13 protein-coding genes are annotated in these 15,316 nt (G+C 38.7%); 5 read left to right on the forward strand and 8 right to left on the reverse strand.

Annotated elements, in window-relative coordinates:
* Nucleotides 1–45: 45 nt before the first annotated feature.
* A complete protein-coding gene (locus WOA13_RS01235; protein ID WP_342126186.1) occupies nt 46–195 on the forward strand; it encodes a cupin domain-containing protein in 150 nt (49 codons plus the stop codon).
* A gap of 26 nt (nt 196–221) precedes the next feature.
* Here the strand turns inward: WOA13_RS01235 and cuyB are convergent, their stop codons facing one another.
* From cuyB to WOA13_RS01250, 3 genes are all read right to left on the reverse strand, one after another.
* The gene (gene cuyB / locus WOA13_RS01240; protein WP_342126187.1) at nt 222–962 is read right to left on the reverse strand and encodes a cysteate racemase; all 741 of its coding nucleotides are present in this window, start codon (nt 960–962) and stop codon (nt 222–224) included.
* Nucleotides 963–1,107: 145 nt separating this feature from the next.
* Nucleotides 1,108–1,740, reverse strand: coding sequence for a hypothetical protein (locus tag WOA13_RS01245; RefSeq protein WP_342126188.1), 633 nt, complete (start codon nt 1,738–1,740; stop codon nt 1,108–1,110).
* An 87-nt stretch (nt 1,741–1,827) separates the two neighbouring features.
* Nucleotides 1,828–3,030: a multidrug effflux MFS transporter gene (locus WOA13_RS01250; protein WP_342126189.1), complete on the reverse strand. Its 1,203-nt coding sequence runs from the start codon at nt 3,028–3,030 to the stop codon at nt 1,828–1,830.
* A 171-nt stretch (nt 3,031–3,201) separates the two neighbouring features.
* Between WOA13_RS01250 and WOA13_RS01255 the strand changes: the two genes are divergently transcribed.
* Nucleotides 3,202–3,513, forward strand: a complete 312-nt coding sequence (locus WOA13_RS01255; protein ID WP_342126190.1) for a cupin domain-containing protein — start codon at nt 3,202–3,204, stop codon at nt 3,511–3,513.
* Between the two features lie 68 nt (nt 3,514–3,581).
* Here the strand turns inward: WOA13_RS01255 and WOA13_RS01260 are convergent, their stop codons facing one another.
* Nucleotides 3,582–4,304 (reverse strand): DUF434 domain-containing protein, encoded by a 723-nt coding sequence (locus WOA13_RS01260; RefSeq protein ID WP_342126191.1) that lies wholly within the window; start codon nt 4,302–4,304, stop codon nt 3,582–3,584.
* A 58-nt stretch (nt 4,305–4,362) separates the two neighbouring features.
* Here WOA13_RS01260 and WOA13_RS01265 point away from each other — a divergent pair, with 58 nt between their 5' ends.
* Nucleotides 4,363–5,025, forward strand: coding sequence for a SagB/ThcOx family dehydrogenase (locus WOA13_RS01265; RefSeq protein ID WP_342126192.1), 663 nt, complete (start codon nt 4,363–4,365; stop codon nt 5,023–5,025).
* 237 nt (nt 5,026–5,262) lie between these two features.
* Here the strand turns inward: WOA13_RS01265 and WOA13_RS01270 are convergent, their stop codons facing one another.
* Genes WOA13_RS01270 through WOA13_RS01285 form a run of 4 tightly spaced genes read right to left on the reverse strand, consistent with a single transcriptional unit; the run spans nt 5,263 to nt 13,329 of the window.
* Entirely contained in the window at nt 5,263–5,862 is a 600-nt protein-coding gene (locus WOA13_RS01270) for a hypothetical protein (RefSeq protein WP_342126193.1), read from the reverse strand.
* 2 nt (nt 5,863–5,864) lie between these two features.
* Nucleotides 5,865–9,602, reverse strand: a complete 3,738-nt coding sequence (locus WOA13_RS01275; protein WP_342126194.1) for a hypothetical protein — start codon at nt 9,600–9,602, stop codon at nt 5,865–5,867.
* A gap of 24 nt (nt 9,603–9,626) precedes the next feature.
* The gene (locus tag WOA13_RS01280) at nt 9,627–12,797 is read right to left on the reverse strand and encodes an ATP-binding protein (protein WP_342126195.1); all 3,171 of its coding nucleotides are present in this window, start codon (nt 12,795–12,797) and stop codon (nt 9,627–9,629) included.
* A gap of 37 nt (nt 12,798–12,834) precedes the next feature.
* Nucleotides 12,835–13,329: a hypothetical protein gene (locus WOA13_RS01285; RefSeq protein WP_342126196.1), complete on the reverse strand. Its 495-nt coding sequence runs from the start codon at nt 13,327–13,329 to the stop codon at nt 12,835–12,837.
* A 300-nt stretch (nt 13,330–13,629) separates the two neighbouring features.
* Here WOA13_RS01285 and WOA13_RS01290 point away from each other — a divergent pair, with 300 nt between their 5' ends.
* Entirely contained in the window at nt 13,630–13,821 is a 192-nt protein-coding gene (locus tag WOA13_RS01290; protein ID WP_342126197.1) for a hypothetical protein, read from the forward strand.
* A 382-nt stretch (nt 13,822–14,203) separates the two neighbouring features.
* A complete protein-coding gene (locus WOA13_RS01295; protein ID WP_342126198.1) occupies nt 14,204–15,220 on the forward strand; it encodes a radical SAM protein in 1,017 nt (338 codons plus the stop codon).
* Nucleotides 15,221–15,316 lie beyond the last annotated feature (96 nt).

Here is a 15,316-nt window from a genome sequence, read left to right on the forward strand (position 1 = left end):
CATGATCACGTTCATGAGCATACTGGCTATCTGGTTTTCGGTAAGATGCTGCTGACAATAGGTGAGGAAACTTTTGAAGTAAATTCGAGTAATTCTTGGAGCATTGCAGGCAACGAATCTAATAAAGCAGAGATCCTTGAGGATTCCGTGGCAATAGAAGTGTTCCACTCTATCAGGGAAGAATTTTTTGAATGATGGCGAGAAACCATTCTTTTATTATCTCAGATCTGCAACCTTGCCTTTTTGACCACAACTTCTGCAAGGATCAATGATGGGTCTACCAATGGAACAGGAACTTCCTCTTTTATAGAAAGTAAAGTGAGTTCGGTACAACCAAGAACTATGGCTTCAGCACCTTTTTCGATTAGCACTTCAATTACTTTTAGAATATCATCCCTCGGACTTCCTTCTGTGTACCCTGCCTTTATCCCATCTTCCCCATAGATCGAGTTCATGACCTTTTCCTGTAATTCTTCATCCGGAGTTATTAGTTCGAACCCATTGATGGCCTCATGATATAGTCTGGTCTTTATTGTACCGGTAGTGGCTAATAAACCAATCTTTTTCATATCCGGAAATGCTTTCTGGATGTAAGAGGCAGTTTCCGTGATCATGTTTATTATGGGGACTTCTGTGCTTGCCTGTAGCTCGGGATAAAAGTAATGCATTGTGTTACATGGTATTGCGATGATCTCTGCACCGGCATTTTCCAGGATCTCAATAGACTTTTTTGCTTCCTCTACGGGGCTTACACCAAGTCCAAGAATTGCCTGTGTGCGGTCTGGTATGTTTGGATTATTATCGATGAAGATCCTCAAATGGTCCTGATCGGTTTTGGCAGGAGTATTTTTTATGAGCTTCAGGAAAAAACGTGCAGTTGATTCGGATCCCACACCACCTAAAATGCCTACGGTCTTATCATGTGCTTTAACTTTCGGCAGCTGCTCCTCAAAGTTATTCATTTGTAGATCTCCCCCCTGGATCTAATATTTGCTTAAAATTAAGTACTGGATATTAAAATTGGGCTATTATCATAAATCAATTTGGTATCTTTATCCATGCGCACAAAAAAATTTGGTGCAGTTAGATCCGAAGTAAGCAATCTTCTCAGGAGATCCGCCTGAAAAGATACGAATTGGCTGTTTTAGTATATCCGATCCCTTTTCCAAGTTCCCTGAGGTATTCTTTTGTAACAGGAATTTGCTTCTTAGGGAAGAAATAGGATCCAAGGTCTCGATCTGTTATATTGTATTTCCCACTCTTTACATCGATAGCCGCGATAAGTTCATAGTCATCATCGATGAATGCCATCCCTGCATCCCCATGGTTGTTGTTTGCAAGCAGTATGCCACCAACTTTCAGGTACTTTTTGCATTCCTGTGAAACAAATCCAGCGTACTGGGAGATGAGCAGATCGAAACTTTTCTCTTTAAGGTCAAGTGGTCCTGAGTAGTCAGAAGATATGAAGTGTAGCATAGTATCTGTGTCATAGGTCTTCTTCTTTGAGATCAGGTCAGCAACTGCATCTTTTTGCTCAAAGAACTTCTTTGCTCGTGGATCGGTATCTACATATACGACCTCAGGAATGAAAAAAGAAGGAGTCACATGGGCAAAACTTCCCGGATAAAGAGATCTTTTTATGTTGAATCTGGTTTTCAGGGTTTCAAATAGATCTGCTCTTTCAAAGTTGTTGTCAACATAGGATTCCCTGTATAGTTCCTGTACGTCGACTTTTTTCATAAAATAGAAGAAGGCATTCAATTTTATAAATATGTCTGTTAAGCAAAATATTCCGATCTTCAGATATCATTGATAATCATGTAAGCATTATGATGGAGCAATGCATTCTTTTTTCTGCAAGATCAACCATGCGATCAGTATCATAGAACCACATCCCAGTGTGATCAATCCAAGTGTATTGATCTTGTCTGCCCATTCCAGGGAGATGAGCCACATTCCCACAGCACCCATGGTGAAGTAAGTGAATATCAGCAGTGAGGAGGCCGAACCTACATCCTTGTCTACCTGTTCAAGTACAAGGTTATTACTGGGTGGACGGCTCAAGCCGATTGAAAATGTAACGAGGAACATCGGAAGAGCAAATCCCCACGGGTCCTGATGTCTGTTCATGATAAGAATAAACCCGCCAAGTAAAATTCCCATGAAACCGGTTGTCATCAGATGTTTTGAATTGATGTATTTTGTTAATCGTAGACAGAAGAAAGACCCCATCATCAGGGCAATAGCATTGAACGCGAAAAAGTAACTGAACTTCTGCTCTGTAAGGCCGAATCCGTTTATGTATATGTCAGAAGATCCTGCGATGAAACTGTACATCGGGAAGAGTGTTGCTGACATGACAAAGACCATGACAACATAGGTAGGTTTCAGCATCAATCGACCATAAGCATGCATTACCCTGGATAGAGGTGCATCGGAAGCATGAGACAGGGTTTCAGGAAAACGGAGGACGCCAACCAATCCGATTACTCCCAGAAGTCCCTGACTGAAAAATATCCATGGCCAGGAAAGTTCAAGCAGTATCCAGCCACCAAGTACCGGGGCCATCATTGGGGCAATTGCCATGATGATCGCGATGTGTGCCAGTATTCTTTCACGCTCCTGGCCGGCAAAGAGATCCTTTGTCATGGCCATGGAAAGCGATGAGCTGGCTGCTGCTCCTGCTGCCTGGAGTATCCGGAAGAGGATCAGCATATGGGCTGTGGTTGCAAAAGCACAGAGGAAGCTTGCAATTATGTACACGCCAAGCCCAAGAAGTAAAGGACGGCGACGACCAAATCGATCGGATATCGGTCCGTAGAAGAGAAGGAAGAATCCATAGGTTACAAAAAAGCAGACAAGGATAAGGTTAACAACAGATATCGGCTGGTTCCAGTTTTCCGCAAGTAGTGGTATGGCTGGCAGGATCATGTCGGTTGAAAGGGCGGGGAAGGCTGTCAGAAGGGCAAGGAGGGGAATTACTCCTTTTAGGCTTCCGTTGATGATACCTTCATTTTGCTTAAAAGACATGAGAAATTCCTTTTGCTTTATTACGAAATCGATGGCTGCCTATTGTTGAGAGTGGGAATAATAACATTGCTTATTAATTTTCTGATTTTTACCATTAACAAATGTGAACCTGCTAAAGAATATGCAAATCTATAAATTATCAAAAACGAATATTAAAAAGAGGTATTAGATATGGATAAAGGATTCTCAAAAGACCTGAATGAATTGATGCAGTTCCCGACAGAGGGAATTTTCAGTACGGTTCTTGCCAATGACGAAGGCTACAATTATACTTTGATGTGCCTTGCTGCCGGAACGAACATTGATGAGCATACTTCTACGAAAACAGGAGTGGTTCAGGTATTGAAAGGAAAAGGCGTTTTCAGGTTGTTCGATAAGGCCATCGAGATGAAAGAAGGAACCTTTATTTTCATGCCGGCAAATGCACCTCACTCCCTTCATGCAGATGAGGATCTGGCAATATTGCTCTGTCTGACTAAGTGATTTTGATCAAAGGAAGGTGGGGAGGGTTAAAAAACATTATCTCACCTCATTTTGGCATATCCCACATTTCAGTTCTTTTCTTTAGTTCTCTTCCCATGAGAATTAAGACTGAAAGTCTCATCGATCTTCCCACTCTGCATCATCCAGCATTCCGTAACATCAACCACCTTCTCCACAGCATCGATTATAATGCCATCAGCAGTTGCTATCACAGAATCCGCCCCCGCTTCCTTAAGGTCGAAATCCACATGTTTTGAGGTTCTTGAATTGGCTTTAAAGTTATTACTTTTGGCCTTTTCTCGGATATACTGTGCCAATTTCCCGCTGTTGCTCATCTGTGAATCAAGAAGGATAGTAGCTGATTTTAATTTCAAAGCCGAAAGAGTTGCCAGCATCTCATCAATTGCCAGGAAGGTCGTATCCGTGATCCTGTGATTTCCGAATATTCCACTGGTATCACGCAGGAATCCATCGTCTGCAGACCACACTGGTTCATTTTTCAGTGCACTTTCTATGGTTATTATGACGTTGTAACCGTCAACTAGAACGTCGCATCCTTCTAACCTTGAGCAACTGAGTTTCTTTTTACTGCGTCTTTCTGCAGTTTCGGATGAGAGTACCAGTCTTGCGAGTACATGCCTTTCATGTTCGGTAAGCCTGTAATGGTTGCTTACGAAAGTGATCGCACTCTTTCTTACATAGCCCTTTGAGAGCAGGTACCTTATGTCGGTTGCAGGCTCTAAGAGCTTTTCTCTAAGTTTATTGACTGGAAGAGGTTGTCCATCAGACATTGCAAATACTTTGCTGTGAGTAAGATTTATAGATGTCGCAGGACAATCTCTTATTTTGATGAGTGGGGATAGACAAAAAGACAGAAACGATCAGCTTGATCCGGGAGCAGATCCTGTTGATCCATCACCTGAGATCGAACTTCCGGAACCGACAATTCAAAGCGGCTTTTCCATCGAACAAACCCTTTCAGAAAGGCGATCACTTCGTTCCTATTCAGGGGAGGCGTTATCACTTTCCGATGTGTCACAATTAATGTGGGCTGCACAGGGTTTGACCCTGGATAACTTCTTCAGGACAGCACCTTCAGCCGGTGCACTTTATCCTCTTGAGGTATACCTGGTCGTCGGTAATGTGGATGGGATGAATGCTGGTGTTTACAGGTATGTGCCATCCAGGCATTCAATAGTAAAAGTCCTTGATGGCGACAAAAGGGATGATCTCTGCAGGGTATCGCTGTCACAACCACAGATAAGGGATGCTGCTGCGGTTGTCGTGATCACAGCAGTCTATTCACGCATAATGGTAAAGTACGGGAATCGCGGGGTCAGGTATGCACATATCGAAGTGGGCTGTGCTGCTGAGAATATATATCTTCAGGGAATGTCACTTGGAATCGGGACGTGTGCAGTAGGTGCGTTCGAGGACGAGAAAGTTGCTGCTATCCTTGACCTGCCGGTCGATGAAGAGCCGTTGCTGCTACTGCCTCTGGGGTATATGTAATGAACCTTGAATAGAAATACGTTGATTTGAATTTACATGATGCATACTCTGATTATATTGCAGTTCTAAGTACTTAACAGAATAATGTTTCGGTTATGTAGAAAACATGTCGAAGTCACTGTCAACAGGGAAAAATAAGTATGTATATTCAATAGCTGACAGCATATTTTGAATTATTATTAACTTTCATTTTTGCCAGAACATCGAGGTTTTTTACAGAGCCAAATTCTCAATAAGTTATTCCATAGGTGCCTGATCAGAAACAAAGTTGGAATCGCTACCAAAATCACCTTTACCTTTGGAATCTAGAAAGAGGTCGTTACCAAAATCAGCTTCAGTTTCGGAATCTAGAATTATGTCGTTACCAAAATCAGCTTCAGTTTCGGAATCTAGAATTATGTCGTTACCAAAATCAGCTTCAGCTTCGGAATCTAGAATTATGTCGTTACCAAAATCAGCTTCAATGTTGGAACCTATGTCGGAAACGTTACCTAAATCGCCTTTTACATTGGAATTCAAGTTTAAATTGCTTCCAACAGCATTAACATCAGTTTTGTCTAGTCCACCACCCTCTGGTTCTTCACCTCCATCTAATCTACCACCCTTTGGTTTTTTACCACCATATAATTTTAGATTCTCTTGATGCCTTTTTTCAGAACGTTGTAAAAACTCTTCGGAATATGATGATAATTCTACTTCTCCACTACCCCTTTCTTTATTCGTACCCAGATAACTTTTGTTTATCCAACTCCTGAATTTCTCCTGAGTATTTTGTCTCCGTTCTTCCATTTCTTTACGTTTTTTAGCAAAGAATTTTCTTGATTTTTCGGTTGACACTTTTATCGCCCAACCTTTTCTTTAAATTGATTTTGAGATTCCTTCAATTCATCCGGTTCCCTATTTTTCAATTTGCTTTCATCTGTGAATTCATTCTTAACTTTATTTTTAGCTATTTTTTCTTCTGTTTTAGCAAAATTTTCTGCCTCTTTCTGTATCTGCTGTTTCTCCGATAGAGTCATCTGTCGCATTGATGAAGAATGTTCTTTATTCCAGGAATTTACTAGTTGTTTCCACTTTTGGTTCTCTATCGCTTTTGTCACATCACCATCACTTCCCCTGATTGCACTCCTTGCATCTTGGCGGGAACCATTTAACATAGATTGTAAAGACTCGGCTAATTTATTCTCGACTTTGAATACCTTTTGAATAGCCTTATTGTCATAACCAGAATCTTTCAATTGGTCTATAGCATTTGATATACTGTGAGGATTATGCCCAAAGGAAATCATTTCCTTTCCAAGTTGAGGGCCCAATGTTTCGTACGTTTTCTTTATCTCTGCCTGAACAACCTTCTGGAAAGCTCCTTCTTTCCAGTCTCCATCAATTCTTGAAGCCTTCTCATGAATAAATAAATAATCGTTCAAGTCCTGTTCAGACATATTTAACTGTTTCACCATGTTAGTACATTCATCACCAAGAGTTCGGATATTTATACGTGAATAGTGTGGTTCACCCGGCAACCCTGGTAATGTATCTCCTATATCCTGCTGAGTATCATTAACGAGTTTTGTTCCAGGAGGAACATCTTCATTTGGAGAGGAACCTCTTTTAGGAGATATTGGTATTGTATCTTTCTGTGCACCTGGTAAAGTGTCATCAATATCTGGCTTAGTATCATTAACAAGTCTTGTATCAGGAGAAACATTTTCATTCAGAGGAGAAGGAAATTCTCTTCTGGGAGTGTTTGATGCCATCTCTTCTGATAAACGTAATTCCCGACGAATACGATCAATTTCTGGTCTGCCAATTTTATCTCCCATTGTCTCCAAAAGTGCCATATATTTTTCCATTGTCGTGGTATCGGGATTTATATTGAATTTCTTGCGGATATAATCTAAAGTATATTCTCTAGCTTCTTTCCACTTTTGATCAGTTTTGACCTTTGCTTCAGGGGTTTTATATTTATCCGGTCCCGGATAAAATTTTTTATTATCATATCTCCGAATGAATTCAGCTACTGTATCACTCATAGCAATATCCCCCGGAGTGATCCACCTATCACGTATCATTGGCAACCGGACAACATTTGACCATTGATCATACGCTTTTTCAGTACAATTGTTAGTATCTGTGTAAGAAGCATGATGTCCTCCATCTTCATGTTTAACACTATGCTTCTTCGCTGCTTTTATAATCTCATTTCTATCATTGGATTGTGCTGCTTCTGATAATCCATATAAAAATTTAAAATCCTTATCACTATCGTGGTCATAGGGTATTGATTTTCCTGTTTCTGGAGTATGAAACATATAATCTTTGTGAAGTTCATTAGCTCCTACTTCATGAACAAAAAGTGTTGTCAATTTATCGTCCTTAACCAGATTCTTCTTCATGGTAAGTGACAGATTTTTATTAGTTGAAGAGGGAACAGTTGCTTCTGTATTTGGAACATCCCTCCTTCCAAAAAATCTGGATTCTTCATCCACTCCTTTATTAGTACGTTGAACAGGAGCTCTTTCCTGTGATGCATTTCTTCTTCTGGAAACACGTATATCTGCATTAGGGACCTCATCAATTTTTCTCAAGTTTTTACTTAATTTGTCTACATCTGAATTTATTGCTTTGAATTCTTTTGATGCAGTTAATGCAGGATTGATATTTTTTAATTCATCCCATGAGTTGATTAATTTTGTTAATAGGGGTGAAACCACAACTTCTCCCATCATAGCAATATTTGCACAAAAAGTTACTGCGTCTACTAAATTGATGAATTCCTTACCCTTCTCTTTATAATTACTGATTATCCACCCCTGATATTCTTTTACAGCAATATTGATCGCAGTAAGGGCTATTGTAGTTATTTCAGCTGCTTTTTCTAGAATACTTGGAGCAAGACCCACGCCTAATGTGCCGATAGAAACACCCAGTTCAACACTTGTCCAGATTTTATCTGATACGGCTTCTAACGATTTTTTATTCATTTGGAGCAAATAGATTGCAGGACGATACATGACAATGCCGCCTTGATCATAATTAACTATGCCAATTAATTGATCCGGTTTAAACATTGCACCATCCATGGTACTTACGGAATCAGGTAATGTAGAGATTTCTTTTTTATATTTTTCATTTAAAGAACTAAGATAACCAATATTCAGAAGGATGTTACCATCTTTATTCAGGTATGCAAAGGGTAAGATCCCTCTAAACATGGCAGCACTTGTGGGTATAAGAGGAATTTTTTCTTTATTGACAATTTTACCTACAAATTGTTTGGCATCAAGATAGCTTAAGGTAGCCATAATACGATTTGTGTGTTCTGATGCTTTACTGTTAGAACTGTAAGTTAAAGCATGATACAACAGAGATAGTGCTTTTCTCCCGTCTGGATTTTTTCCAATCCGAAGCAAATCTTTATCAGAAGTATTTTCAAGAAAGCTAATAGCAAACTTCTTATTGAGTGTATCTCCTAAATAGTCTGTATATAGCTTTTGAGGAAGAGGCGAATTCTTTGTGTGTTTCCATATAGGCCTTAATTCATTTTGAATATGGCCATACAGTCCTTTTCCATAACCATATCTTTCAAATATTCCATATGCAGAATATTTTCTTTCAGTTGAACCGGGCACAAGAGCTTCTGATATTGTTTTTGCCAGCTTTTCAGCTTCAATCTTTTTCTTTCCGCCATAAGAGGAAGTCTTAAGATTCCCATATATCTGAACTACTGCTTTCAATCCATCTAAATCGTTTCTTGCATTCACAAGGTACTGTTTCTCTTTAATCAGCTCTTTTGCAAAATTTAATGCAGCGTCAGATTTTGAGAGTTTGGATTCTTTTTGAACTCCATCATAAAATAGCTTGCCGCTTTTAAACCACAGTATTCCTTCATTATTAAGGTTATTTTGTGAAACAGAAGGAACTTTTCGCAGAATACGAAAGGCTTCATTTTGAAGTTTTTCATTTGAATTTGTTACAAGAATAAGAGAAAGCCTCACACATCCCTCAAATCCATACGGATCCTTTAACAATCCATCAAGAATATCATCTGATAACTTCCCAACAATATTTGATGCATACTTCATCTTGTCCGATGAACTACTGGGTGTATCCAATGCTTTTTCGACAATTGATTTAAACTCCTTGCCATCAATATATCCACTTCGACCAAAGATACTTGCTAGATTTTTTGATTTATACGTGTAAGAAGGAGTCATCGATTTAGGTACTTTCACATCCTTTGAAAAAAAACGCCTTGATTCTTTTTTCGCTGCCTTCTCAGATTCATTTATAGCCTTTGCCCATTCATCCCAGTTTCTTTTCTCCGTTTCACCAATTTTGATAGCCTTGTCTCGAATCTGAAGCCAGTCCTCCCTCAATCGTGCATAATCAGAATTATTTTTTTTAATCTCAAAACCTAGTGGTAGACCATTCTTTAACCAAAATTGGTTGTTTATGTAATCATCAAGGCATCTTTTTGCATCCTCGGAGAGGGCATTATATTTTTTTTGGGCCCATGTACGATTGACATTTATTTTTTTTGTATAATGTTCAAAATCTTTATCCAACTCACTAGGCATTTTTAATCACCCGTTCATTTTCATTCAAATCAGATTTTCTTCATCTGGTATACTGTCAGGGTAATCTGCAATGATATTTTCAATTAATATTTTGATTTTAAGAGGGTAGATCTCTTTCGAAAAACCGGTTTGAAGAATACAGCAAAGACCGAGCTTCTGGATAAGATCATCTGAGATATCCGGAAGTATTAGTTCCCGAATCATTTTATGGTAGAATTGTTTCCATTGAAGGTGATCATTCTCATCGAAAAGTTGAATGGATCTTCTCTTATATTCTTCATCGTTTAACATCTTAGAAAGATAATAACGATACAGGCAGGTATTTTCTGTACAGATTTTCCCACATAGATTGGTTGGCTGTTTTCCAGTACAGATCTGTTGATAGTATTCATTGAATTCTTTAATTTTTTCTTGGTCAAGAGATTCATATGAAAATTGTTGTGGGTCTTTGTGATACTCTTTAAGCATCTCAATGGTAAAGTCCAAGAGAATGCTCTGTATTTTTTCCCTATCTTCAAAAGACCATTGGTATCGAAGACTTACCTGGTCAAAGAAATACTCTAATCCATGAACGAGAGCACAAATCCCGATACCCACGGCATTCTTTGATAATTCTCCCTCCTCCCGACCTGATTCCGCCATCTGTGCTAATATTTCAGGAAGACTGGGCGCATCATCAAGCATAGCAAGTATTAGATATGGTATCTTGGGCAAAAACAACCTTTTTCTGGAGACATTTCTCCCAAGGTTTTTGTATTGACAAATGTTACTACAATATTTAGCACATCCTTCATACGGAGCAAGTGCTTTCTTATCTTGAATAGGATCCAGCATCGCATTTTTTATTAGATCATCTTTATTTTCAGAGGAGGGTGCTTTAATTTTTGAATAAGGCACCTTTACATAGTATGCTCCTGTGTCTCCCTCACTATAGACCGCTGCATATCCTGGAGAGAATGTTGTGACCATCAATGCTTCTTGTTCCAAGATGTTCATCGTTGCACTCATAGCCTTCCTGTCATCTTCTGCAACAATGCGATGCATTATCTTTAAATTAGTATTCTTCAGAATATCAGGTGCAAGTTTTGTGGGAATCTGTTCTGAAATTAAAATTCCCTCTCCATATGCGCGAATCTCTGCCAGTATATTGGTAAAGGTCTCAACCGATTTCCCTCTGGTGTTCCCTACATAAGGATTATCATTTTGGGATGTTCCCAGTAATCTGTGTGCCTCTTCAATAACAGTGATGTGTTTCAAATCAACTTTCTCTGTAGTTCCCTTGGAGATATAGTATTCATACATTCGTGTGAGAATGAGACCCATAACAAAACATTTTTCATCATCATCACCAAGGGACTCCAATTCCAGTATCGTTGGTTTATTTAAAAATGTCTCAAAGGGCATCGTTCGTCGTGTATCGAGCATAAGCCCCTTTCCACCAATTCGCATGCTATCTATTCGCGTCTTGAGAGATCCCTTTATTTCCATTGTGGTTTCTTTTCCATATCCCAACTTGTCGACTACATCATCCACTTTGTTGTAAAGGTCAGTTAATGTCGGATTTGCACCATTATGGAGCCCAAGTCGATTAGTATTTGATGCAAGATTCCACCCCCGGTCGATATAGATCTCATGAAGACATTGTTCAAGGACATGAGGCAGGGGGCCCCACATATAGAAACTTGTATTAAATACAGATTTGAGAAGATCAATATGTGTCTGTACCGTTACTCCGTCAAGTATTTCAAATGGATTGATTCGAAATGGGAAGGTATTCTCATCCCCAAGTGTAAAGACTTTGAGATCGTTCTTTAATTCCTCACTGAAAAGAAGAGACCGATATTCGGTCTTTGCGGGTTCTATAACCAAAAACGGAATTTTATTTTTCTTCCAGAGGTCTTTTAACAGAAAGAAAAGAGTATTTGTTTTCCCACTACCGGTAGTTCCGACAATCAACCCATGTTTATTGAGATTTCCCACAGGAATTTTGTAACAATTATGTGTTTTTTCCCTTCTGTCAAGAATCTCTCCGATGGTAATATTTATATCATCAGTATCCTGCTTTGACACTTTAAAACGCCCATAGGGTTTTATTGAGAACCCTGGCATTTCCTGAGAAGGTAGATTGATAAAAACACCCAAATCATTCGAATTGAGAGTATTCATGTAGGCATATGGATGCTGTAATTGTCCCGGAGAAGTGGGAGGGGGATTCATGATTAGACCATTCTTTATCAGTTTTCCCGTTAAACTTAATGTCTGAACTCTATCATTCATTGTGCGGTTGCTTCCAAATACGGCTTTTGAAATCGCTTTTAAATTATTCATGGTCTCAGGAGATTGAGTAAAGAGAAATATGGATGAATTCCAGAGGCCTGTTCTTTTCGCCGTTTTTATCGAACGCAAATAGTTGTTCAGTAATTCTTCATACGTCTGGCCAAGTGGACTGCGAATATTTTGAGTCGCAGAATGGCTCAGCATCGATTCCTGAAGAGATCGCAATTCTTTGAGAATCATATTATTATAAGCTGTGATTTCCTTATTAGATACAGGAATTGCATAAATGAGATAACAAAAGTTCTCTCCATACATTCCTCTCAACAGTTCATCAATCTCCGTTGAACTTCCCATCAATTCTAGGTTTTTCTTGCTTTGAGAAGTTACATCTAAAGTAGATTGATTAGATATTTTCCCAGAGTATGAAGGGCTAGAGACAACTATTCCCGATTGCTTGAACTCTTTGATAAGATTATCGAAATCATCAAATTCCTGCATTTTTATGGAAATACCTTCAAAAAATGCATTTAGTGTTTTTTTAAGAGTGATAATATTTCCCTCAACTCTTGAAACGTCACTTCCAAAGGTTCCCATGAAAATTTCAATGTTGTCTGGACGTCCGAATATACCAAATAGAACCGGGATATTTCCTTCATGTAATCCAGAAAGCAGGTATGACATCAAACCGTGTATTGTTTTTTTCTGGTTTGCGTTTATCTTCCAAAAATCAGTGAGACCAATTATTTTTAGTATCCGAACATTTTCAAACGTTTTTATTTCCAATTGAGATGCATCAATAGTTCCATCTAAATCATCAACAAATCCTTTCTCGAGGTATGAAATATGGTCGGTTGAAAAATGATATGTTTTAGTTGGATCAATGTTTTGTGCTGAAAATGGAATTTTTTGATTATGCAATTTATTTCCCCCCACGTTCCATTTTAGTCTTAATTTATTATTTGAGTCTATGGCCGATATGATACCATAGACCGAGACATATACAACCCACGATGAAAACAATAATGCTGATCATTAATTCTTCAGGATGACCCTGACTTGCAACTATGCCTAGCAAGCCCCCAAAAAATCCAATGACCCCTACAATTGACAATAGTATTAAAGGACCTATCAAAAAGATAGAAGCCAAACCCATACGCTTTTTTATATGGATTTCAGATTTTGATGTGATGTTGAAGATTTTGTGAGGGATAAGTACACCCTGCTTGTTAACTTTTCCTACTACATTGACAAAATCCCCTTCCTGAACTCTATTGATAATCTGCTTTGCACGAATTTCTACTGGAAGTAGGGTTTCAGTATTCCCATTTTGGTCAGTAATTTGCAACCTGAAAGATAAGAAATCCTCTGCTTGCTGTCCAAAGACATTTGCATGTGTTTCATGTCTTTCAATACTCAATGCAGTTCCAAGAAATTCTTCCCCTTTTGACATATTCCCCACCAACAAAAAAACTTATTTTTGGATGTATTGTATCCAAAATGGCAAACTTCAAACTGTTAAAAAAATCAACAATTCCTTGTATTAATTTATCCCCGTTATAGCATCTGTCACTTATGTTATTTAATTTTTATGAGCAATTTACTTTATGAAATTAATATCATCAAATTCAGTAGTTTACTAATTTCTTCTCCTTGATGATCTCATAGGAAATAATTATGTATTAAGTAAGACATTGTATGAGTAGTGAGTGGAAATTAGTTCTAAAAGCATGGGACTATAGGGGGACTCGACATGTCATATGGGGCAATAATTGGTGCAATAGTAGGACTTATCATAGCTTGGCTAATAGTAGCTTTCAAATCAAAATTTACATATTTAGGTGGAGGTTACGGGGAATTTGAAGGCTGGGGAATCCTTAAAACTTTATTGTTATACCTATTATTGGGAGTTATTGGGGCAATAATTGGGAGTATTCTGCTTTGAAAGAGTCACATGGCTTCAAAGCTGAAAATAATTTTGAGAGAGTTAACCTAAACCTTCAGTCATATAAACAGCTTTAATGATAGCTGCTAATATTCCACTAATATATCCAATATTTATTTGGGTATGTAGAGATCCTATTGTTCCGTCTAAATGGCAACCTTTCTGTTGCCTAACAGATAACTGATTCCATGCACAATTAGGAAATCAAATCTATAGATGTTGTTTATCCTTTTCGAATATGGGTGCACTGAACAAGCGTCATGGGGAAATGGGACAAACTTGTATCTTTCAATTATGATAGCTCAAGTTTAAGAGAAACTGACTTATTTTTTACATTAATATTATTGTTAATGTTGGGGTATGAAAAATAAAACCAAAATTCTTGAACCGTTATCTCAAAGTAGAGAGTGATGAACTGCCAGCACGTTTCAGGATCACGAAAAGCATTCCGGTTGACTTCGATCCTTTGGCTTCCATTGAGGATCTCTGGACAATCCATGATCTTGAGATCGGAAAGTATCGGGAGTTACTGGAAACTATCGATCTTAAAGGGAAGAATATTGAACTTCCGGAAGCTCAGCCTTCTCTTCTGGACCTGAAGGTCGGGATAGCTGAGAGAATACTTGGGAATTGTCATCTGTGTGAACGAAGATGTGGTGTAAATCGCAGGAAGGGTGAAAAAGGATTCTGCAGATTGCTTGAGACCTCCAGATATGCATCGGAATTCCTGCACATGGGGGAAGAACCGGAACTTGTGCCTTCACATACGATATTCTTCACAGGTTGCGTCTTTGCCTGTGTTTTCTGTCAGAACTGGGATATATCCACGCGGCCTGAAAGCGGATTCGTTGCAGATCCTGAAAACCTGGCCGGGATCATAGAAATGAGACGACTTGAAGGTTCAAGTAATGTAAATTTTGTAACCCCTACCCCACATGCACATTGTGTTCTGAAGATCATTAACAGAACCAATGTCAATGTTCCGATGGTGTGGAATTCTAACATGTACCATTCATCAGAGGTGGCAAAAGTACTGGAGGGTGTTATCGATGTATATCTTGCTGACTTCAAATATGGGAGTGATGAATGCGCACGAAAGTATTCCAAAGTAAAGGACTATACTTACGTTGTCAAAAGGAATCACGAAGTTGCCTATCAGGATGCAGAGGTCATAATACGTCATCTTGTAATGCCCGGTCATCTGGAATGTTGTACAAGACCGATCGCAGAATGGGTGGCAAGCCATATTCCTGAGGTGCGATTCAATCTGATGTTCCAGTATTCTCCATACTTCAGGGCTTCAGAATATCCTGAGATCGATCGTCGACTTACTTCTAATGAGAAGAGACGTGCAATCGAGATTGTAGAGGAAGCTGGTCTTGAGGATGTTTTGATCTGATACTACTTTATTTTTTGATATAACAGGAAGGAATTAGAATATAAGTTAAAAAAGCTTGCAGCACTCCTATATTGAATACACATATTTTTATAATAT

Source organism: Methanococcoides sp. LMO-2, from assembly GCF_038432375.1.
Taxonomy (GTDB): domain Archaea; phylum Halobacteriota; class Methanosarcinia; order Methanosarcinales; family Methanosarcinaceae; genus Methanococcoides; species Methanococcoides cohabitans.

Excerpts from the sequence above, each read along its gene's own strand:
- WOA13_RS01250 (WP_342126189.1), bottom strand. The coding sequence starts at position 3,030 with ATGTCTTTTAAGCAAAATGAAGGTATCATCAACGGAAGCCTAAAAGGA.
- cuyB (WP_342126187.1), bottom strand. The coding sequence starts at position 962 with ATGAATAACTTTGAGGAGCAGCTGCCGAAAGTTAAAGCACATGATAAG.
- WOA13_RS01245 (WP_342126188.1), bottom strand. The coding sequence starts at position 1,740 with ATGAAAAAAGTCGACGTACAGGAACTATACAGGGAATCCTATGTTGAC.
- WOA13_RS01235 (WP_342126186.1), top strand. The coding sequence starts at position 46 with ATGCTGCTGACAATAGGTGAGGAAACTTTTGAAGTAAATTCGAGTAAT.
- WOA13_RS01265 (WP_342126192.1), top strand. The coding sequence starts at position 4,363 with ATGAGTGGGGATAGACAAAAAGACAGAAACGATCAGCTTGATCCGGGA.
- WOA13_RS01290 (WP_342126197.1), top strand. The coding sequence starts at position 13,630 with ATGTCATATGGGGCAATAATTGGTGCAATAGTAGGACTTATCATAGCT.
- WOA13_RS01275 (WP_342126194.1), bottom strand. The coding sequence starts at position 9,602 with ATGCCTAGTGAGTTGGATAAAGATTTTGAACATTATACAAAAAAAATA.
- WOA13_RS01255 (WP_342126190.1), top strand. The coding sequence starts at position 3,202 with ATGGATAAAGGATTCTCAAAAGACCTGAATGAATTGATGCAGTTCCCG.
- WOA13_RS01260 (WP_342126191.1), bottom strand. The coding sequence starts at position 4,304 with ATGTCTGATGGACAACCTCTTCCAGTCAATAAACTTAGAGAAAAGCTC.
- WOA13_RS01285 (WP_342126196.1), bottom strand. The coding sequence starts at position 13,329 with ATGTCAAAAGGGGAAGAATTTCTTGGAACTGCATTGAGTATTGAAAGA.